Below are 20,282 nucleotides of genomic sequence, written 5' to 3'. Positions count from 1 at the left end.
GCCCTTTTGCCATGCCGCACCGCCCCACCCTGCCACAGTTCGTCGACGACGCGCTGTCCCGCGCACCCCTGCTGATGCAGGAGGTGCTCAGCGGCGTGGCTGCGCTCAGCCACAGCCCGGTGCCGATGCTGCTGCCCGACGTGCAGCGCCTGGTGCGGCTGTACCGGGCCGACCTGGTGAGCCAGTTCACCCGCCAGCTGTCGGAGCTGCTGCAGCCCCAGCCGCCGGCCCCCAACCAGCCGCTGCGTCGGCTGGTCACGCTGTCGCTGGTGGAAGACCAGGCGGTGGCCACCGATGTGGAGCTGTCGCGCAGCGTGGAAGCCGTGCGCAGCACCGCCGAAGCCTCGCTGCGTGAGCTTCGCGCCTTCACCTCGGCGCTGGTGGGCGATCTGCACGTGGCCCGCGACACCAACCCCTTGAAGCCCGAGCTGTTCGTGCGGGCGCTGTGGCTGGCGCTGGGCGACCTGCCCACCTCCACCCGGCTGCAGCTGGCCTTCCTTCGCTGCGCCACGCCGCCGCTGGCCCAGGGCCTGCGCCTGTTCTACGCGGCGGCCTGCACGCGGCTGGAGGATGCCGGCGTCACGCCCAGCAGCTACCGCACCATCGTCACCGGCACGCTGTCGCGCAGCTGGCACCGGCAGCACCCGCCGCCCGGCGACCTGACCGGGCTGCGCCACACGCTGCCCACCGAATCGGCCGCGATGCTGCCGGCCGGCCAGGAAGGCCTGGCGCTGCTGCCGCGCATCTTCGGCGCCATCCTGCAGTCAGGCGAACTGGCGCCCGACGTGCAGGCCCTGGTGCAGCGGCTGCAGCCGGTGGCCCTGCGCGTGGCGCAGCGCGACCCCACCACGCTGGACGCCTACACCCACCCGATGTGGGAGTTCATGGACCGCATCGCCTTTCTGGCCGAGGTGCACACCCAGCCCACCGACCCGCAGCGCCAGCAGCTGCTGGCGCAGGCCGGCCAGCTGGTGGAAGCGATGGCGCAGGAAGCGCAGCCCGATGGCGCCTCTTTCCGCTGGGCGCTCAAGCGACTGACGGCCCAGGCGCAGCAGCAGTTCGACGAGCGGCTGCAGGCCGCGGCCGATCACATCGCGACGCTGGACACGCTGGGGCCCAGCTTCACGCCCACCACGGCCGAAGCCGGGCACACGCTGCCGCTGGAAGCGCATTCACTGGCCACGGTGCAATCGGCGCTGCTGGACACCGCCAACTCGCAGGTGACGGCCGGCAGCGCGCTGGTGGACGAGCGCTGGCTGGACGATCAGCAGCCCGGCCACTGGGTGCGGGTGTTCATCAACGGCCACTGGCGCATGCTGCAGCTGCTGTGGCATGCCGACGACCTGTGGCTGTATGCCGAGCTGGCCAACCCGACGCGCCAGACCTGGGCGCTGCGCCAGTCGGCGCTGGAACGGCTGCACGGCGAAGGCTTGCTGCGCGAGCTGCGCCCGCGCTCACTCGTGCGCCGTGCCGCTGCCCGGTTGATGCGCCAGATCGCCCAGGGGCGCTGACTCCTCGGCGGTTGCGGGCCCTTCTTCACCGGCCGGGGCCGCGGCGGCCGGCGCCTGGTGCACCCAGCCATACAGCGTCTCGGCCGCATCGCCCACGCCGCTGCGCTTGAAGGCGGAAAACAGGCTCAGGCTGACGTCGGCATCGTCGGTGCTCACCTGGCCCAGCACGTCGGTGGCGGCACGCACCGCGGCATCGGCCTCCTTGCGCGAAAGCTTGTCCGCCTTGGTCAGCAGCACCAGCAGCTTCACCTCGCCGGTGCCTACCCGCGGCGCCACGAACTGCAGCAGCTGCTGGTCCAGCTCGGTGAAGCCCAGGCGCGAATCGACCATCAGCACCACGCCCGACAGGCTGCGGCGCACCTCCAGGTAGTCAGCCATCACCTGCTGCCAGCGCAGCTTGGCGGTGCGCGCCACCGCGGCATAGCCGTAGCCCGGCAGGTCGGCGAACAGGCAGTCGGGCGCGTCCTTCGGGCCGAGGTGGAACAGGTTGATGTGCTGCGTACGCCCCGGCGTCTTGGAGGCGAAGGCCAGCCGCTTTTGCTGCGCCAGCGTGTTGATGGCGGTGGACTTGCCGGCGTTGCTGCGTCCGACGAAGGCGATTTCGGGCAGCTCCGAGACGGGCAGCTGGTCGAGTTTGCTGGCCGTGGTGAGGAAGCGCGCGGTGTGCGTCCAGGCCAGTGCCGTGCGGGCGTCAGGTGATTCGATCATCCGGCATTGTAAAATCCGAAGGTTTGAACCTCCAACGCTGCCGCCAAGATATGAAGTCGCTCATTGCCCTGATCTTCGCCGCCGTCTTGGCGCCCGCGTTCGCCGCTGAGGGAACCGCCGCTGCCAAGCCCGACCTGACCAAGGGGCAAGCCATCGCGACGCAGGTGTGCGTGGCCTGCCACGCGGTGGACGGCAACCGCGGCAGCCCGGCTTACCCCATCCTGCAGGGCCAGCACCCGGAGTACCTGTCCAAGCAGCTGCATGAGTTCAAGAGCGGCAAGCGCAAGAACGCGATCATGCAGGGCTTCGCCGCCCAGCTGAGCGACGAAGACATGCGCAACGTATCTGCCTTCTACGCCTCCAAGCAGGCCAAGCCCGGCTTTGCCACCAACAAGGACACCGTCGCGCTGGGCGAAAGCATCTACCGCGGCGGCATCGCGGCCAAGGCCGTGCCGGCCTGCGCCGGCTGCCACAGCCCCACCGGTGCCGGCATCCCGTCGCAGTACCCGCGCCTGGGCGGCCAGCACGGCGCCTACACCGAAGCGCAGCTGGTGGCCTTCCGCAGCGGCGCCCGCGGCAACAACCCGCAGATGATGGCGATTGCCAGCAAGATGAGCGATGCCGAGATGAAGGCCGTGGCCGACTACATCGCCGGCCTGCGCTAAGACCCTTCGAACGCCTCACGCCAAGGCCGGTCCGCGACCGGCCTTTTTTCCGTCCGCACCATAATTTCCGCCATGAGCCTGCCCACCACCGGCCTTGAAGTCAGCAGCCGCTCACGGGCGTGGCGCGACGCCGTCGAGCTGCTGTCCTCGATGCGCTTCGCCATCTCGCTGCTGACGGTGATCTGCATCGCCTCGGTCATCGGCACCGTCATCAAGCAGCACGAGCCGGCGAACAACTACGTGAACCAGTTCGGCCCGTTCTGGGCCGATGTGTTCGGCGCCGTCGGCTTGTACGCGGTGTACAGCGCCTGGTGGTTCCTGCTGATCCTGGCCTTCCTGGTGATTTCCACCAGCCTGTGCATCGCGCGCAACCTGCCCAAGATCACCGCCGACCTGCGCGCCTACAAGGAAAACCTGCGCGAGCAGTCGCTCAACGCCTTCCACCACAAGGCCCAGGGCCGGCTGGCCGAAGGCCGCGACGCCGCCTATGCCCGCATCGGCACGCTGCTGACCACCAGCGGCTGGAAGGCCAAGGTGCAGATGCGCCCCGAGGGCACGATGATCGCGGCGCGCAAGGGCATGGCCAACAAGCTGGGCTACCTGGCGGCGCACAGCTCCATCGTGCTGATCTGCCTGGGCGGGCTGTTCGACGGCGACCTGGTCGTGCGGGCGCAGATGGCATTGCTGGGCAAGACGCCCTTCACCGGCGGCGGCATGCTGCGCGACGTCTCGGCCGAGCACCGGCTGAGCGAGCGCAACCCCACCTTCCGTGCCAACCTGCTGGTGCCCGAAAGCGGCCGCGCCGGCACCGCGCTGATCAGCATGTCCGACGGCGTGGTGCTGCAGGAGCTGCCCTTCGACATCGAGCTGAAGAAGTTCATCGTCGACTACTACGAAACGGGCATGCCCAAGCTGTTCGCCAGCGAGATCGTGATCCACGACCGCGAGACCGGCCAGGCCATCCCCGCCACGGTGAAGGTGAACCAGCCCGCCTTCCACCGCGGCATCGCCATCTACCAGAGCAGCTTCGACGACGGCGGCTCGCACCTGAAGCTGCATGCGCTGCCGCTGAAGGCCGGCACGCCGCCCTTCGACATCGAAGGCCGCGTGGGCGAAAGCACCACCCTGGCCAGCGCCGAGCAGCAGCTGACGCTGGAGCTGGCCGGCCTGCGGGTGATCAACGTCGAGAACCTGGGCGCGGCCACCACCGGCCCCACCGACGTGCGCAAGGTCGACCTGATCAGCTCGCTGGAAGAACACCTCGGGTCCGGCGCCAAGACCAAGGCCGGCAAGACGCTGCACAACGTCGGCCCTTCGGTCTCGTACCGGCTGCGCGACGCGGCCGGCCAGGCGCGTGAGTTCAACAACTACATGCTGCCGGTGGAAATCGACGGCCAGCGGGTGTACCTGGCGGGCGTGCGCGACACGCCGAACGAGAACTTCCGCTACCTGCGCATCCCGGTGGACGACAAGGACTCGATGGACGGCTGGATGATGCTGCGCCGCGCCTTGACCGACCCCGCGCTGCGGGCCGAGGCGGTGCGCCGCTACGTGACCAAGGCCACGCCGACCGACAAGCCCGAGATGGCGCAGCAGCTGACCGTGACCACCGAGCGGGTGCTGGGCCTGTTCTCCGGCGCCGAGGTGCCGGGCGCCAAGGACGACGCCAGCCAGGCCCCGGGCGGGCTGATGTCGCTGTCGCGCTTCCTGGAAACCACGGTGCCCGAGGCCGAGCGGCCGCGCATCTCCGAGGTGCTGCTGCGCATCCTCAACGGCGCGCTGTTCGAGCTTTACAACACCGCGCGCGAGCAGGCCGGCCTGAAGGCCGCCGAGCCGGGCGAGGCGTCGCAGGGCTTCATGTCGCTGGCGGTGCTGTCGCTCAGCGACAGCTTCCTCTACCCCTCGCCGGTGCTGCTGCAGCTGGCCGACTTCACCCAGGTGCAGGCCAGCGTGTTCCAGGTGGCCCGGGCCCCCGGCAAGACCCTGGTGTACATCGGCGCAGTTCTGCTCATCATCGGGGTTTTTGCCATGCTCTACGTGCGGGAACGCCGCCTGTGGATCTGGCTCCAAGACGACGGCCAGGGCGGCACCCGTGTCAGCACGGCGCTGTCCACCACGCGGCGCACGCTGGACGCCGACCATGAGTTCGACCGCCTGAAGCAAGACATCCTGAAGGACGCCGCATGAACACCACCACGCTCACCCTGGAAGGCTCGCGACGCTACGCGAGCCCCGGCGCCTTCAACTGGATCTTCGCGCTGCTGGTGCTGGCCGGCACGGCCTTCGCGTTCCAGCGCTACAACGCGTCGATGGATGTGTACGAGAAGGCCATCCTGATCGGCGCGGCGCCGGTGATGATCGCCCTCGGCTGGTTCTGGGGCGCGCTGCGGCTGCTGGGCCTGGCGGTGGGCGCGGCCACGCTGCTGGCCATCGGCCTGTACAACCGCCACCTGGACGGCTTCGGCGCCGACCTGGCGCAGGCCGACAACGTCTTCCTGCTCAAGTACTTCCTGTCCAGCCAGAGCGCCATCTTGTGGATGAGCGTGCTCTTCTTCATGAGCACCATCTTCTACTGGATCGGCTTCTTCGTGCGGGCCGACGACAACACCGCGCAGCGCATCGGCTCGCGCATGGCCTGGGCGGCGGTGTTCATGGCCCTGGTGGGCACCATGGTGCGCTGGTTCGAGAGCCACCAGATCGCGCCCGACATCGGCCACATCCCGGTCAGCAACCTGTACGAAGTGTTCGTGCTGTTCTGCTGGATGACGGCGCTGTTCTACCTGTACTTCGAGCAGCACTACCGCACCCGTGCGCTGGGCGCCTTCGTGATGCTGGTGGTCAGCGCGGCGGTGGGCTTCCTGCTCTGGTACACCGTGGTGCGTGAGGCGCACGAGATCCAGCCCCTGGTGCCCGCGCTGCAAAGCTGGTGGATGAAGCTGCATGTGCCGGCCAACTTCATCGGCTACGGCACCTTTGCGCTGGCAGCCATGGTGGCCTTTGCGTACCTCATCAAGCAGCAGGCCTCCGAGACCCGCTGGTACAAGTTGGCGCCGCTGTGGCTGCTGGGCGTGGTGCTGTGCTTCGAGCCCATCGTCTTCCGCCAGGGCGCCAGCAGCACCAGCACCGCCTACTGGATGGTGTATTTCGGCATCAGCGCGCTGATCGTGGCCGGCATCCTGATGGCGCGCCGCCGCATCGCCGCCCGCCTGCCCGCCTTCGAGCTGCTGGACGACGTGATGTACAAGTCCATCGCGGTGGGCTTCGCCTTCTTCACCGTGGCCACCATCCTGGGCGCCTTCTGGGCGGCCGAGGCCTGGGGCGGCTACTGGAGCTGGGACCCCAAGGAAACCTGGGCGCTGATCGTCTGGCTGAACTATGCGGCCTGGCTGCACATGCGGCTGATGAAGGGCCTGCGCGGCGTGCCTTCGGCCTGGTGGGCCCTGGTGGGCCTGGCCGTCACCACCTTCGCGTTTCTGGGTGTGAACATGTTCCTGTCGGGCCTGCACTCGTACGGCGAACTGTGAAGTTGCATCCGGGGCACTGAACCCGGCGTAAGGATCGAGGGTCCACCCCGACAGACAGCCACAGGGTGAGGCCCGCTCACCCGGCTGAATGGACGGAGTCACCCCGCATGCATTTCCTCAAAGACCGCGGCTTCCAGCACCGCATCGCCTCCGAGATCACGCCGCAGGCGGTGTATGAGGAGCGCCGCCGCTGGATCCAGATGGCCGCGGCCGGTGCCGCGCTGGCGGCCGGCGCCGGCCACCTGGGCCGCGCCCACGCGCAGACGGTGACCGCGCCGGGCAAGCTGGCCAAGCTGCCGGCGGTGCGCAGCGCCGTGGCCGGCGCCAACACCATGGAAAAGCCGACGGCTTACGAAGACGTCACCACCTACAACAACTTCTACGAGTTCGGCACCGACAAGGCCGACCCGGCGCGCAACGCCACCAAGTTCAAGACCACGCCGTGGACGGTGGCGGTCGAAGGCGAGGTGAAGAAGCCCAAGGTCTACGACCTGGCCGAGCTGCTGAAGCTGGCGCCGATGGAAGAGCGCATCTACCGCATGCGCTGCGTGGAAGGCTGGTCGATGGTGATTCCGTGGGTGGGCTACTCGCTGGCCGAGCTGATCAAGCAGGTGGAACCCACCGGCAACGCCAAGTTCGTCGAGTTCGTGACGCTGGCCGACCCCAAGCAGATGCCCTTCGTGGGCTCGCGCGTGCTGGAGTGGCCGTACGTGGAAGGCCTGCGCATGGACGAGGCCATGCACCCGCTGACGCTGCTGAGCTTCGGCCTCTACGGCGAGGTGCTGCCCAACCAGAACGGTGCGCCGGTGCGCCTGACGGTGCCCTGGAAGTACGGCTTCAAATCGGCCAAGTCGCTGGTCAAGATCCGTTTCGTGGAAAAGCAGCCCACCAGCAGCTGGACCAAGGCGGCGCAGCAGGAGTACGGCTTCTATTCCAACGTGAACCCCAAGGTGGACCACCCGCGCTGGAGCCAGGCCACCGAGCGCCGCATCGGCGAAGGCCTGTTCGCCAAGCGCCGGCCCACGCTGATGTTCAACGGCTATGAGCCGCAGGTGGGCCAGCTGTACGCGGGCATGGACCTGGCCAAGAACTTCTGACCGTGACCACCACCGCCCCCGCCCGCACCGGCGCCGCCCGCACCCGACCCTGGCTGCTGCACCCGGCCGTCAAGCCGCTGGTGTTCATCGCCAGCCTGCTGCCGCTGGCCTGGCTGGTGTGGGGCGCGGTGGCGGGCACGCTGGGGCCCAACCCGGCCGAGGCGCTGATCCGCAGCACCGGCGACTGGACGCTGCGCTTTCTGTGCCTGACGCTGGCCATCACGCCGCTGCGGCACTGGTTCAAGCAACCGGCCCTGGTGCGGCTGCGGCGCATGCTGGGCCTGTTCACCTTCTTCTACGGCGTGCTGCACTTCCTGTGCTACGCCTGGCTGGACATGAGCCTGGTGGTGGGCGACATCGTCACCGACATCGCCAAGCGGCCGTTCATCCTGGTGGGCACCGCCGCGCTGCTGCTGATGGCGCCGCTGGCCGCCACCTCGTTCAACCGCGCCATCAAGGCCATGGGCGGCAAGCGCTGGCAGGCGCTGCACAAGGCCATCTACGCCGTGGTGCTGCTGGGGTTGCTGCACTTCTTCTGGATGCGGGCGGCCAAGCACAACTTCGGCGAATGGTCGGTGTACGCCGGCATCGTGGCCGTGCTGCTGGGCGACCGGCTGCTCCGGGCAAGGATGACCACCCCCAAGCTCGCTGCACTCGCTACCCCCCAGGGGGGCGCTCAGTCCCTTGGGGCGGCCCGGCGGGACTGAGGTCTCGCCCCAAGGCACGCTGCATGCTTGCAGCGGCCGCATGGCCTCCCCGACTGCGACCCTACCCCCCGCCGAACGCCACACCCTGCTGGACGACGCGCAGGCCTTGCTGGCCGGCACGCTGTTCGTGGCGCTGGGCCTGACCATGTACGAGCATGCCGGCCTCATCACCGGCGGCGTGGCGGGGGCGGCCTTCCTGCTCAGCTACGCCACGGGCTGGTCGTTCGGCCTGCTGTTCTTCGTGCTCAACCTGCCGTTCTACTGGCTGGCCTGGAAGCGGCTGGGGCCGGCCTTCACCTTCAAGACCTTTCTGGCCATCGGCCTGGTGTCGGTGTTCACCGCGATGGCACCGCAGGTGGTGAGTTTTGACCGGCTGCACCCTGTGGTGGCCGCGGTGCTGGGCGGCATTCTGGTGGGCTTCGGGCTGCTGGCCCTGCTGCGCCACCGCGCCAGCGTGGGCGGCGTGAACATCCTCGCGCAGTACCTGCAGGAGCGCCGCCGCTGGAGCGCCGGCAAGGTGCAGCTGGTGATCGACGGCCTCATCGTGCTGGCCGCCATGCTGGTGCTGCCGCCGCAGCGCATCCTGCTGTCGGTGCTGGGCGTGGTGGCGCTGAGCGGCGTGCTGATGATGAACCACCGCCCCGGACGCTACCTGGGCGTGTGAGGGCCGGCCGGCCTCCGTACAAGCACCAAGGAACGCCAGCGGCGCCCGGGCGATCCACGCAGGGCGCCTGACCGGCCGCGGCTGCACCGTGAAGCAGCATGCAGGGCAGGCCCGCGACGTGCTTAGCACCATGCAGCAGTTGCCAAGGGGAGCCGCATGTACGTGAACAGGAATGCCGTGCCGCCTTGCCCGGTACCGCGCCACCGGGCGCTTGAAGTGCTACCGGGCCGTGCGCGCGATGCGCTGGCCGATGCACTTCACCAGCTGGACGAAGCAGAGTTGCAGGATCAGCCCGCCATCCTGGCGCTGGCGCTGGCCCAGGTGGGGCGTTGCTACCGCCGCATGGGCGACGGCGCCACCGCCGAGTGGTACCTGCAGCAGGGCCTGCGCAAGGCACGAACCTTGTGCGCGCCGGAAGCGTGCATCGAGCTGCTGTGCGACCTGGCCGAGCTGGTGTCCATCCTGGCCACCGAAATCTGCCGCGACGACCCGCGCGGCGCCCATGCGGTGCGCGAGCGCGCCCGCGACCACGGCTACGAAGCCGCGCAGATGGTGAGCCTGATGGGCGACTGGGAATGGGAAGCTGCGGTGCTGCAGCGGGTGAGCCGCGTGCTGGACCGCTGCGGCGACGCCGACGACGCCGCTGCACTGCGCGAGCGCGCGGGCATGCTGCGGGCGCGCGACCTGCGCACCCTCACCGCCGCGAACGACGCGTCGAGCTGGGCGCGGTCGGCGCAGTAGGCCGACCGCCTGCGGCCTACTGGCGCCGGAGCACCGGCGAGCTCCGCCTACTGGCGCCGGAGCACCGGCGAGCCCCGCCTACTGGCGCCGGAGCACCGGCGAGCCCCGCCTACTGGCGCCGGAGCACCGGCGAGCCCTGCCTACTGGCGCCGGAGCACCGGCGCCAGGGCTTTCCCCGTATGGCTGCCCGCCAGCACCACCTGCTCCGGCGTGCCGGCCACCACGATGCGGCCGCCGGCATCGCCGCCTTCGGGGCCCAGGTCGATCACCCAGTCCGCCTCGGCGATCACGTCCAGGTCGTGCTCGATCACCACCACGCTGTGGCCGCCCTGCACCAGCCGATGCAGCACATGGATCAGGCGCTCGACGTCGGCCATGTGCAGGCCCACCGTGGGCTCATCCAGCACGTACAAGGTGTGCGGTGCCTTCTGGCCGCGGCGGCCCACCTCGTCGCGCACCTTGCTCAGCTCGGTCACCAGCTTGATGCGCTGCGCCTCGCCGCCGCTCAGCGTGGGTGAAGGCTGGCCCAGCGTCAGGTAGCCCAGGCCCACGTCCTTGAGCAGCTGCAGCGGGTGCGCAATGGCCGGCATCGAGGCGAAGAACTCCACCGCCTCGTCCACCTCCATGTTCAGCACGTCGCCGATGCTCTTGCCGCGCCAGCTCACCGCCAGCGTCTCGGGGTTGAAGCGCTGGCCGTGGCACACGTCGCAGGGCAGCTTCACATCGGGCAGGAAGCTCATCTCGATGGTGCGCATGCCCTGGCCCTCACAGGCCGGGCAGCGGCCTTCGCCGGTGTTGAAGCTGAAGCGCCCCGGCCCGTAGCCGCGCGCCTTGGCTTCCAGCGTTTCGCTGAACAGGCGCCGCACCGCGTCCCAGAAGCCGATGTAGGTGGCCGGGCAGCTGCGCGGCGTCTTGCCGATCGGCGTCTGGTCGACTTCCAGCACGCGGTCCACCGCGGTCCAGCCTTCCAGCGCCTCACAGCCCTGCAGCGCCGGCGCCTTGCCCTTGTCGCGGGTGCCATGCTGCACCAGCGCCTGCACGTTGTGCAGCAGCACGTCGCGCGCCATCGTGCTCTTGCCCGAACCGCTGACGCCGGTGATGGCCACCAGCCGGTGCAGCGGCACGTCGACGTCGATCTGCTTCAGGTTGTGCAGGTCGGCGCCGCGCAGCTGCAGCCGCGGCGTGTCGGCGGCCACCGCCCGCCGCTCGTGCAGCGGATGGTGCAGCGGCGAGCGCAGGAAGCGGCCGGTGAGTGAGTCGGGGTGCTCGGCCAGCTCGGCCGCGGTGCCCTGGGCAATCACCCGGCCACCCCGCTTGCCCGCGCCGGGGCCGATGTCGATGATGTGGTCGGCACGGCGGATGGTGTCCTCGTCGTGCTCCACCACCACCAGCGTGTTGCCCTTGCTGCCCAGCTGGTGCAGCGCATTGAGCAGGATCTGGTTGTCGCGCGGGTGCAGGCCGATGGTGGGCTCGTCCAGCACGTAGCACACGCCCTGCAGGTTGCTGCCCAGCTGCGCCGCCAGGCGGATGCGCTGCGCCTCACCGCCGCTCAGCGTGGGCGCGGCGCGGTCCAGCGTCAGGTAGCCCAGGCCCACCTCGCCCAGGAAGGACAGGCGGTTGCTGATCTCGGTGACCACGTCGCGGGCGATGCCGGCGTCGCGGCCTTCCAGCGCCAGGCCGTCGATCCAGGCATGGGTGTCGCTCACCGACGAGGCGGCGATGGTGCTGATGGCCTCACCGGCGAAGGTGACGGCGCGCGAGATGGGGTTCAGCCGCGTGCCTTCGCATTCGGGGCATTCGGCGTCTTCCTGCAGGCCTTCGACCTCAGCCTCCTCGGCCGGGAAGCTCTGCTCGCGGCCGCGGTTGTCGTCGTCGCGCACCGAATCGTCGTAGGCCTTGCGTTGCTCGCGCGTCAGCGCCAGGCCGGTGCCCACGCAGCCGGTGCACCAGCCGTGCTTGCTGTTGTAGCTGAACATGCGCGGGTCCAGCTCGGGGTAGCTGGTGCCGCAGGTGGGGCAGGCGCGCTTGGTGGAAAACACCTTCACCTCGCCGATGCCGGCGCCGCTCAGGCCCTGGTCCATCGCCTCGGCCAGGCCGTCCAGCGGGTGCAGCAGGTGCAGCACGCCCTTGCCCAGGTCCAGCGCCTTGGCCAGCAGCTCACGCAGCCGGGCTTCGTTCTCGGGCACCAGCAGCACGTCACCCACCGGCAGTTCGATGGTGTGTTCCTTGAAACGGTCGATGCGCGGCCACGGGTCCACCTTCATGAACTCGCCGTCCACGCGCAGGTGGCTGTGGCCGCGTGCCTTGGCCCACTTGGCCAGGTCGGTGTAGATGCCCTTGCGGTTGACCACCAGCGGCGCCAGCAGGCCGACGTGCTGGCCGCGGTGGTCACGCAGCAGCTGGGCGGCGATGCTCTCGGCGCTTTGCGGCATCACCGGCGTGCCGTCGTGGATGCAGTGCTGGATGCCCAGCTTGACCCACAACAGCCGCAGGAAGTGCCATACCTCGGTGGTGGTGGCCACGGTGCTCTTGCGGCCGCCGCGCGACAGCCGCTGCTCGATGGCCACGGTGGGCGGAATGCCGTACACCGCGTCCACCTCCGGCCGGCCGGCCGGCTGAACGATGCTGCGGGCATAGGCGTTCAGGCTTTCCAGGTAGCGGCGCTGGCCCTCGTTGAACAGGATGTCGAAGGCCAGCGTGCTCTTGCCCGAGCCGGAGACGCCGGTGACCACGCTGAACTTGCCGCGCGGGATGTCCACGCTCAGGCCCTTGAGGTTGTGCTCATGGGCGTTGACGATGCGGATGGCCTCGTCCTCCTGCCGGCGCTGGCGGATCACCCGCTGCAGCGGCACGCCCGCGTCTTCCACCTTGTGGGCGCCCAGGCCCAGCGCGGCTTCGTACTCCAGCAGCGCCACGCCGGTGTGCGAGCCGGCGAAGGCCTTGACGTCGTCCACCGTGCCGGCGCACACCAGCTCGCCGCCGGCCTCGCCGCCTTCGGGGCCCAGGTCCACGATCCAGTCGGCCGCGCGGATGACGTCGAGGTTGTGCTCGATGACGATGAGCGAATGGCCCGCGTCCAGCAGCTTGCGGAAGGCCCGCATCAGCTTGGCGATGTCGTCGAAATGCAGGCCGGTGGTGGGCTCGTCGAACAGGAACAGCCGGCCCTTCCTGGCCATGGCCTGGCGCGGTGCGCCCGCCGCCTCGGCCAGGAAGCCGGCCAGCTTGAGGCGCTGCGCCTCGCCGCCGCTGAGCGTGGGCACGGGCTGGCCCAGGCGCACGTAGTCCAGGCCCACGTCCACGATGGGCTGCAGCACGCGCACCACCTCGCGGTCGTCGCGGAACAGCTGCACCGCTTCGCTCACGGTCAGCTCCAGCACGTCGGCGATGCTGAGCGCACGGTCCACCTGGCCGGGCAGCCGGCGCTCGATCTTCACGTCCAGCAGCTCGGGCCGGTAGCGGCGGCCGTCGCAGTCGGGGCAGCGCAGGTACACGTCCGACAGGAACTGCATCTCCACGTGCTCGAAGCCCGAGCCGCCGCAGGTGGGGCAGCGGCCATCACCGGCATTGAAGCTGAACATGCCGGCGCCGTAGCCCCGCTCACGCGACAGCGGCGCGTCGGCGAACAGCTTGCGGATCTCGTCGAAGGCGCCCACGTAGCTGGCGGGGTTGGAGCGCGCGGTCTTGCCGATCGGGCTCTGGTCCACGAACACCGCATCGGTCAGCCAGTCGGCGCCCAGCAGCCGGTCGTGCTGGCCCGGGCTTTCGGTAGGCTGGCCGAAGTGGCGGGCCAGCGCGGGGTACAGCACGTCCTGCATCAGCGTGCTCTTGCCCGAGCCGGAGACGCCGGTGACCACCACCATGCGCTGCAGCGGAAAGCTCACCGACACGTTCTTCAGGTTGTGCTCGCGCACGCCCTCGATCACCAGCTTGGGCGTGGATTCGTCCACCAGCCGGGTGAAGCCCGAGCCCACGTGCTTGCGGCCGCCCAGGTAGGCGCCGGTCAGCGTGTCGGCCTTGCGGATGGAGTCGGGGTCGCCGTCGAACACGATCTGGCCGCCCCGCTCGCCGGGGCCGGGGCCCATGTCGATCAGGCGGTCGGCGGCCAGCATCACCGCGGGGTCGTGCTCCACCACCACCAGCGTGTTGCCCGCATCGCGCAGGCGGTGCATGGCCTGCACGATGCGGTTCATGTCGCGCGGGTGCAGGCCGATGCTGGGCTCATCGAGCACGAACATGGTGTTGACCAGCGAGGTGCCCAGCGCGGTGGTGAGGTTGATGCGCTGCACCTCGCCGCCCGACAGCGTGCGGCTCTGCCGGTCGAGCGTGAGGTAGCCGATGCCCACGTCGCACAGGTACTTCAGGCGGGTGCCGATCTCTTCATGGATGAGCTGCAGCGCCGTGTCCTGCGCGCTGCCCAGCACCCGCGGGTCCTGCTGCAGGCTGTCGAAGAAGCGGCGCAGACGGTCGATGCTCAGCTGCATCAGGTCGTGCAGGCACAGGCCGGGCAAGGCTTCCAGCTGCTCGCGGCTCCACTTCACGCCGCGGGGCATGAAGCGCTGCTCGGGCGGCAGCACCGCATCGGCCTGGGCCTTGCTGCCGATGCGCCACAGCAGCGGCTCCAGCTTCAGCCGCGCGCCGGCGCAGGTGGGGCATTCGGTGTAGCTGCGGTACTTGGACAAGAGCACCCGGATGTGCATCTTGTAGGCCTTGCTCTCCAGGTACTCGAAGAAGCGGCGCACGCCGTACCACTGCTTGTGCCAGTTGCCGTTCCAGTGCGGCGAGCCGTTGATCACCCAGTCGCGCTGGGCCTGCGTGAGCTGGCCCCAGGCGGTATCGCGCGGAATGCCGGCCTCGCCGGCGTACTTCATCAGGTCGTCCTGCGACTCTTTCCAGGCCGGCGTCTGCATCGGCTTGATGGCGCCGTTGCGCAGGGTCTTGCGCTCGTCGGGAATCACCAGGCCCATGTCCACGCCGATGACGCGGCCAAAGCCGCGGCAGGCCTCGCAGGCGCCGAAGGCGGAGTTGAAGGAGAACAGCGCCGGTGTCGGGTCGGCGTAGCGGATGTCGCTCTCGGGGCAGTGCAGGCCGGTGGACCAGCGCCAGATGTCGGGCTCGCCCTCGTCCTTCAGCGCATACACGTTGAGGCGCCCGCTGCCGCGCTTGAGCGACAGCTCGATGGCCTCGGCCACGCGCACAGGCTCAGCCGTGCTGGCGCGGAAGCGGTCGGCCACCACATCCAGCACCTTGCGAGGGCCGGCCTTGGCATCGCCCGCAGCGGGCGCCACCATGCGCTCGGCCTGCACCCGCGTGAAGCCGCTGGCGGCCAGCCACTGCTCCACCTGCTCGGGGCTGGTGTCGCCGGGCAGTTCCACCGGAAAGGTGAGCACCAGCCGCGGGTCACCCGCCGCCGCGGCGCGGGCCAGCAGCTCGGCCTGCAGGCTGGCCGGCGTGTCGTGGCGCACCGGCAGCGCGGTCTCGCGGTCGAAGAGCTGGGTGGCCCGCGCGAACAGCAGCTTCAGGTGGTCGTTCAGCTCGGTCATCGTGCCGACCGTGCTGCGGCTGGTGCGCACCGGGTTGGTCTGGTCGATGGCGATGGCCGGGGGCACGCCGTCCACCCGGTCGACCGCCGGGCGGTCCATGCGGTCGAGGAACTGGCGCGCATAGGCGCTGAAGGTTTCGACGTAACGGCGCTGGCCTTCGGCGTACAGCGTGTCGAACACCAGGCTCGACTTGCCCGAGCCGCTGGGCCCCGTCACCACCGTCATGTCGCCGGTGCGCAGGTCGAGATCGAGGTTCTTGAGGTTGTGCTGGCGAGCGCCGCGGATGCGGATGACACCGGAGGTCATGGAGTCCTTCTGTAGTGCGCCCGGAGCGGTCCGGGGCGGAAGATTCTAGGAGGGGCACCCCAACCGCGACCGGGCCAAGGGCATGCGCTGTACAGCAGGCATCAGGCCTGCACATCGAGGCCGTTGCCGCGAATTCAATGCAGGCACTACCATCCGGCCATTCCACGCCCCCGTGGCACCGGCGGAAGTCTTGATGGCCCCCAGCAGTACGCCTCAGCCTCGCTCGACAGCCCTGCCCGGCGACCGCGCCGACCTGCAGGCCCGCCTGGAACGGGCGCTGGCCAGCGCGATGGACGGCTTCTTCGAGTACGACTTCCGCACCGATGCGGCGTGGTACTCAGACAGCCTGCGCCGCATGCTGGGGCTGACGCCCGAACAACTGCCCGACGGCACCGGCCGGCTGGCCGAGCATCTGCACCCCGACGACGTGCCGGTGTTCGAGGCGGCGGCCGACCAGTCGGCCCGCGACGGCGTGCCCTTCGAAATCGAGGTGCGGCTGCGCGACAGCAGCGAGCGTTGGCACTGGGTGCGCAGCCGCGGCCAGATGTGGGCCGGCCCCGACGGCCGGCGCACGCTGCTGGCCGGCTCCTTGACCGACGTGCACGCCACGCGCGAATCGCGCCGGGCGCTGCAGCGCATGAGCGAGCGCTACGGCCGCGCGATGCTGGCCACCTCGCACGCGATGTTCGAGCGCATGCTGGACGAAGACCGCATGGTGGTGGCCGACCGCGTGTGGGAGGCGCTGGGTTACGAGCCCGGCGAGCTGCCCTCCAGCCGCAGCGCGCTGCTGGAGCTGCTGCACCCCGACGACCGGCCGATGTACGAGGCAGCCGCCCGCGAGGCCGCCAGCCAGTTGCTCGACCTGGACGTGCAGTACCGCATGCGCTGCAAGTCGGGCGATTACCGCTGGTTCCGCCAGATGGCCACGCCGCATGTGCAAGCCGACGGCCGGGTGCGAGTGACGGGCGTGATGATCGACGTGGACGAGCAGGTGCGGGCCCGCCAGGCGCTGGAGCGCGACCGCGCCGAGCTGGAGCGGCTGGTGGCCCAGCGCACCGCCAGCCTGGAGGCGGCGCTGTCCGAGGCGCAGCAGGCGCGCGACCAGGCCGAGCGCGCCACCGCGGCCAAGTCGCTGTTCGTGGCGCACATGAGCCATGAAATCCGCACCCCGCTCAACGGCGTGCTGGGCCTCACCGAGCTGGCGCTGCAGATGGCCAGCTCGCCCACCCAGCGCCGGCACCTGGAGGTGGCGCTGCAGTCGGGCCGCTCGCTGCTGCAGGTGGTGGATGAGGTGCTGGACTTCTCGCGCGCGCAAGGCGGCCACCCGCCCGCCGATGAGCCCATCGACCTGCCCGAGCTGCTGGCCGTGACCACCCGCAGCCTGATGCCGCTGGCCCGCGGGCGCCAGGTGGCCGTGCACTTCGACTGGGTGGGCCGGCGCACCCGCGTGCGCGGCGACCCGGCGCGGCTGCGGCACATCCTGGTCAACCTACTGGGCAACGCCCTCAAGTTCACCGAGCAAGGCCATGTGGGCGTCACCACCGAGGTGGTGGACCTGGGCGACGGCAGCTGCCGCATGACGATGCGGGTGGAGGACACCGGGCCCGGCATTGCGCCCGACAAGCAGGCGCAGGTGTTCGACGCCTTCGTGCAGGGCGATGCCAGCCTGTCGCGCCGGCATGGCGGCACCGGCCTGGGCCTGGCCACCGCCCGCGCGCTGGCCAATGGCCTGGGCGGCGACATCACGCTGCGCAGCCAGCCGGGCGAAGGCTCGGTGTTCACGCTGGTGCTGACCCTGCCCACCGAAGGGCCGCTGGAGCCGGAGCCGCCGCCGCCCGACGGGCCGGTGTGGATGGTGGCCACCGACCCCGCCCGCGTGACCTGGCTGCTGCAGCTGCTGCTGCGCCGCGCCAGCGAGGTGGAAGTGCTGACCAGCCTGACCGAGGCCGCCCAGCGGGCCGCACCGCTGCCGCCGCCCGAACGACCGGTGGCGGTGCTGATCTCGCAATGGGCGCTGACCAGCCCCGACGACCTGCAGCTGCTGCGGCAGGCCTTGCCCCAGGCGCACCTGTCGGTGCTGCTGCGGCCCGACTGGCACCAGGCCGAGATCGAGCAGGCGGCGCAGGCGCTGCACATCACCACCGCCCAGCAGCCGCTGACGCCCCGGGCCCTGGACGCCTTGCTGCGGCCCCCGCCGATAGCGGCAGCGGCCCCACCCGCCGCGGAACCAGCTGCAGCGCCCGCCCCGCAGGCCGAGCCTGCCGGCGATGCCGCCGCCGCCACGGCCGACAGCCATGTGCTGCTGGTGGAAGACAACCCCGTCAACCGCATGATCGGCGAGGGTTTTCTCAAGGCGCTGGGGCTGGTGTCGCGCACCGCCGACGACGGCGCCCAGGCGCTGGACGCCTGCGCACGCCAGGCCCCGGCGCTGGTGCTGATGGACCTGCAGATGCCGGTGATGGACGGCCTGGAGGCCACGCGCCGGCTGCGCGCGCTGCAGCAGGCGGGCCAGCTGCGGCACTTCCCCATCGTGGCGCTGACCGCGCACGCGCTGGAAAGCGACCGCCAGCGCGCGATGGCCGCCGGCGTGGACGGTTACCTCACCAAGCCGCTGCTGCTGGACGCGCTGCGCAGCGAGCTGCGCCGCTGGCTGCCACAGGCCGCCGGCTGAGCCCCGAGCAGCCCTGACGTGCCTGCAGGGCCTGCTGCAGGGCCGACCCGGAGAGGGAACACCCGCGCTTGTAATTATGAATTTTGAGTTCTAGATTTCAGCCATGGACCTCACCGAGCCGCTGCGCCCCACCTCCCTGCACGAGGAAGTGGCCGCCCGCCTGCGCACCATGGTGTTCGAGCGGCAGTTGCAGCCGGGTGAATGGATCGACGAGATGGCGCTGGTGGAGCAGTGGCACATCAGCCGCACGCCGCTGCGCGAGGCGCTGAAGGTGCTGGCAGCCGAAGGCCTGGTGACGCTGGTGCCGCGCCGCGGCTGCCAGGTGGCCGAGCTGTCGGAAGACGACGCGGCCGACCTGTTTCCGGTGATGGCGCTGCTGGAAGGCCGCTGCGCCTACGAGGCCACGCGCAAGGCCACCGCCGCCGACATCGACGAGCTGCAGACCCTGCATGCCGCGCTGGAAGACTGCGCCGCCCGCGGCGACACCGACGGCTACTACCGCCACAACCACGTGTTCCACAGCCGGGTGCAGGCGCTGGCGGCCAACCGCTGGCTGGACCGCACCACCGGCGACCTGCGCCGCTTCATCCGCCTGCTGCGCGGCCGCCAGCTGGCCTGGCCCGGCCGCATGCAGGCCTCCATCGCCGAGCACCGGGCGCTGATGCAGGCCCTGGTGGCCCGCGATGCGGCCCAGGCCGAACGTCTGATGCACGACCACCTGATGGCGCAGCTGCAGGCGCTGAAGGCGCTGCGCCAACGCGAAGCCCGATCCGCCACACCCGCCGAAGAGAGTGACGTCCATGCTCGATGAACTGAAGAGTGCCGCCCGCCGCATGGGTGGCGATTACGCGCTGCGCAGCCTGATGACCGACTGCCGGCGCCTGCTGTCCGAACGCGGCGAGGCCAACAGCGTGGCCATCGCCCGCACGCTGGTGGCCCGCTTCGACAGCCTGCCGGCCGAGCAGCAGTCCAGCTTCTTCGACAAGCTGGCCAGCGAGTTCAGCCCCGACCCGCAGGCGGTGCTGGACAGCGCGCTGGCCTATGCCGAAAAGCCGACGGCCGACAACCTGATCCGCCTGACCGAACGCGCCGAGCCGCCGCGCCAGGAGCTGCTGCGCCGCATCAACCGCACGCCCGGCGGCACCGAGGCGGTGGTGCGCATGCGGCGCGCGCTGCTCGACCGCCTGCCCAAGCAGCCCGGCCTGAAGGCGCTGGAAGCCGACCTGCTGCACCTGCTGTCCAGCTGGTTCAACCCCGGCTTCCTGGAAATGCGCAAGGTGGACTGGAACTCGCCCGCGCAGCTGCTGGAAAAGCTGATCCGCCACGAGGCGGTGCACCAGATCGACGGCTGGGACGACCTGCGCCGCCGGCTGCTGCCCGACCGCCGCTGCTTTGCCTTCTTCCACCCCCAGCTGCCCGACGAGCCGTTGATCTTCGTGGAGGTGGCGCTGGTGCCCGACATGCCGGCCGCGGTGGCGCCGCTGATCGACAAGACCAGCCCCTCGGCCGACCCCGACACCTACAAGGTGGCCACGTTCTACTCCATCAGCAACTGCCAGCCGGGGCTCAAGGGCGTGTCGCTGGGCAACTTCCTCATCAAGCGCGTGGCCGACGAGTTGAAGCGCGAGGTGCCGCAGCTGCGCACCTTCTGCACGCTGTCACCCATTCCCGGCTTTGCCGGCTGGCTGGCCAAGGACGGCGACTGGGCTGCCCTGCCCGGCGTGAAAAAGCCGGTGGCCGAACGCGCGCTGGAGGCCCGCATCCAGCTGAAGGAAGCCTGCGGCGGCGACTGGTCCAAGCTGGCCAGCGCCCCGGCCTTGCAGGCGCTGCCGGCCGAGGCGCAACGCGCGCTGCAGCGGCTGTGCGCCTTCTACCTGGTGCACCAGACGCCGCAGCCCGGCGGCGACCCGGTGGCCCGATTCCACCTCGACAACGGCGCGCGGCTGGAGCGGCTCAACCCCATGGGCAACCTGTCCAAGCCGGGGCTCAAGCAGTCCTTCGGCATGATGGTCAACTACCTGTACGACCTGTCGCGCGTGGAAGCCCACCACGAGGCCTTCACCCAGGGCGAGATCGCGGCGGCCCGCGCCGTCACTTCGCTGCTCTGACCCCACCGCAGACCCGGACCACCGGGCGCAACCTTGGAGA

General features: G+C 70.2%; 13 protein-coding genes. 11 read left to right on the top strand and 2 right to left on the bottom strand.

Annotated elements, in window-relative coordinates:
* Nucleotides 1–11 precede the first annotated feature (11 nt).
* Entirely contained in the window at nucleotides 12–1,511 is a 1,500-nt protein-coding gene (locus MW290_RS17235; protein ID WP_250198939.1) for a DUF1631 family protein, read from the top strand.
* On the opposite strand, the gene yihA is transcribed toward MW290_RS17235, so the two are convergent.
* Nucleotides 1,455–2,219, bottom strand: a complete 765-nt coding sequence (gene yihA / locus MW290_RS17230) for a ribosome biogenesis GTP-binding protein YihA/YsxC (RefSeq protein ID WP_250198938.1) — start codon at nucleotides 2,217–2,219, stop codon at nucleotides 1,455–1,457. The two genes, MW290_RS17235 and yihA, sit on opposite strands and share 57 nt — an antisense overlap.
* A gap of 50 nt (nucleotides 2,220–2,269) precedes the next feature.
* On the opposite strand from yihA, the gene MW290_RS17225 reads away from it, so the two are divergent.
* The 7 genes from MW290_RS17225 (at nucleotide 2,270) to MW290_RS17195 (ending at nucleotide 9,617) form a co-directional block, all read left to right on the top strand.
* Entirely contained in the window at nucleotides 2,270–2,884 is a 615-nt protein-coding gene (locus MW290_RS17225) for a c-type cytochrome (protein WP_250198937.1), read from the top strand.
* A 72-nt stretch (nucleotides 2,885–2,956) separates the two neighbouring features.
* Nucleotides 2,957–5,071, top strand: a complete 2,115-nt coding sequence (locus MW290_RS17220; protein ID WP_250198936.1) for a cytochrome c biogenesis protein ResB — start codon at nucleotides 2,957–2,959, stop codon at nucleotides 5,069–5,071.
* Entirely contained in the window at nucleotides 5,068–6,408 is a 1,341-nt protein-coding gene (gene ccsB, locus MW290_RS17215; RefSeq protein WP_250198935.1) for a c-type cytochrome biogenesis protein CcsB, read from the top strand. Before MW290_RS17220 ends, ccsB begins: the two co-directional genes overlap by 4 nt.
* A gap of 107 nt (nucleotides 6,409–6,515) precedes the next feature.
* On the top strand, nucleotides 6,516–7,505 hold the full coding sequence (gene msrP / locus MW290_RS17210) for a protein-methionine-sulfoxide reductase catalytic subunit MsrP (protein WP_250198934.1): 990 nt from the start codon (nucleotides 6,516–6,518) through the stop codon (nucleotides 7,503–7,505).
* Between the two features lie 2 nt (nucleotides 7,506–7,507).
* Nucleotides 7,508–8,212, top strand: a complete 705-nt coding sequence (msrQ, locus tag MW290_RS17205; protein WP_250198933.1) for a protein-methionine-sulfoxide reductase heme-binding subunit MsrQ — start codon at nucleotides 7,508–7,510, stop codon at nucleotides 8,210–8,212.
* Nucleotides 8,213–8,252: 40 nt separating this feature from the next.
* Nucleotides 8,253–8,876, top strand: coding sequence for a YitT family protein (locus MW290_RS17200; protein WP_250198932.1), 624 nt, complete (start codon nucleotides 8,253–8,255; stop codon nucleotides 8,874–8,876).
* 156 nt (nucleotides 8,877–9,032) lie between these two features.
* The gene (locus MW290_RS17195) at nucleotides 9,033–9,617 is read left to right on the top strand and encodes a hypothetical protein (RefSeq protein ID WP_250198931.1); all 585 of its coding nucleotides are present in this window, start codon (nucleotides 9,033–9,035) and stop codon (nucleotides 9,615–9,617) included.
* 140 nt (nucleotides 9,618–9,757) lie between these two features.
* On the opposite strand, the gene uvrA is transcribed toward MW290_RS17195, so the two are convergent.
* Nucleotides 9,758–15,463, bottom strand: a complete 5,706-nt coding sequence (gene uvrA / locus MW290_RS17190) for an excinuclease ABC subunit UvrA (protein WP_250198930.1) — start codon at nucleotides 15,461–15,463, stop codon at nucleotides 9,758–9,760.
* A gap of 193 nt (nucleotides 15,464–15,656) precedes the next feature.
* Here uvrA and MW290_RS17185 point away from each other — a divergent pair, with 193 nt between their 5' ends.
* The 3 genes from MW290_RS17185 to MW290_RS17175 all read left to right on the top strand — a co-directional run bounded on the left by MW290_RS17185 (nucleotide 15,657) and on the right by MW290_RS17175 (nucleotide 20,242).
* Entirely contained in the window at nucleotides 15,657–18,134 is a 2,478-nt protein-coding gene (locus tag MW290_RS17185) for a hybrid sensor histidine kinase/response regulator (RefSeq protein ID WP_250198929.1), read from the top strand.
* 103 nt (nucleotides 18,135–18,237) lie between these two features.
* Nucleotides 18,238–18,945, top strand: coding sequence for a GntR family transcriptional regulator (locus MW290_RS17180; protein WP_250198928.1), 708 nt, complete (start codon nucleotides 18,238–18,240; stop codon nucleotides 18,943–18,945).
* The gene (locus MW290_RS17175; protein ID WP_250198927.1) at nucleotides 18,935–20,242 is read left to right on the top strand and encodes a malonyl-CoA decarboxylase domain-containing protein; all 1,308 of its coding nucleotides are present in this window, start codon (nucleotides 18,935–18,937) and stop codon (nucleotides 20,240–20,242) included. The genes MW290_RS17180 and MW290_RS17175 overlap by 11 nt, the downstream gene beginning before the upstream one ends.
* Nucleotides 20,243–20,282: the final 40 nt, after the last annotated feature.

Source organism: Aquincola tertiaricarbonis (genome assembly GCF_023573145.1).
Classification (GTDB): Bacteria; Pseudomonadota; Gammaproteobacteria; order Burkholderiales; family Burkholderiaceae_C; genus Aquincola; species Aquincola tertiaricarbonis_B.
Note: the sequence above shows the minus strand (reverse complement) of the source record. Positions and strands in the feature narration are given on the sequence as shown.

Excerpts from the sequence above, each read along its gene's own strand:
- MW290_RS17200 (WP_250198932.1), top strand. The coding sequence starts at position 8,253 with ATGGCCTCCCCGACTGCGACCCTACCCCCCGCCGAACGCCACACCCTG.
- MW290_RS17235 (WP_250198939.1), top strand. The coding sequence starts at position 12 with ATGCCGCACCGCCCCACCCTGCCACAGTTCGTCGACGACGCGCTGTCC.
- MW290_RS17175 (WP_250198927.1), top strand. The coding sequence starts at position 18,935 with ATGCTCGATGAACTGAAGAGTGCCGCCCGCCGCATGGGTGGCGATTAC.
- MW290_RS17195 (WP_250198931.1), top strand. The coding sequence starts at position 9,033 with ATGTACGTGAACAGGAATGCCGTGCCGCCTTGCCCGGTACCGCGCCAC.
- MW290_RS17220 (WP_250198936.1), top strand. The coding sequence starts at position 2,957 with ATGAGCCTGCCCACCACCGGCCTTGAAGTCAGCAGCCGCTCACGGGCG.
- ccsB (WP_250198935.1), top strand. The coding sequence starts at position 5,068 with ATGAACACCACCACGCTCACCCTGGAAGGCTCGCGACGCTACGCGAGC.
- uvrA (WP_250198930.1), bottom strand. The coding sequence starts at position 15,463 with ATGACCTCCGGTGTCATCCGCATCCGCGGCGCTCGCCAGCACAACCTC.
- yihA (WP_250198938.1), bottom strand. The coding sequence starts at position 2,219 with ATGATCGAATCACCTGACGCCCGCACGGCACTGGCCTGGACGCACACC.
- MW290_RS17180 (WP_250198928.1), top strand. The coding sequence starts at position 18,238 with ATGGACCTCACCGAGCCGCTGCGCCCCACCTCCCTGCACGAGGAAGTG.
- MW290_RS17185 (WP_250198929.1), top strand. The coding sequence starts at position 15,657 with ATGGCCCCCAGCAGTACGCCTCAGCCTCGCTCGACAGCCCTGCCCGGC.
- MW290_RS17225 (WP_250198937.1), top strand. The coding sequence starts at position 2,270 with ATGAAGTCGCTCATTGCCCTGATCTTCGCCGCCGTCTTGGCGCCCGCG.
- msrP (WP_250198934.1), top strand. The coding sequence starts at position 6,516 with ATGCATTTCCTCAAAGACCGCGGCTTCCAGCACCGCATCGCCTCCGAG.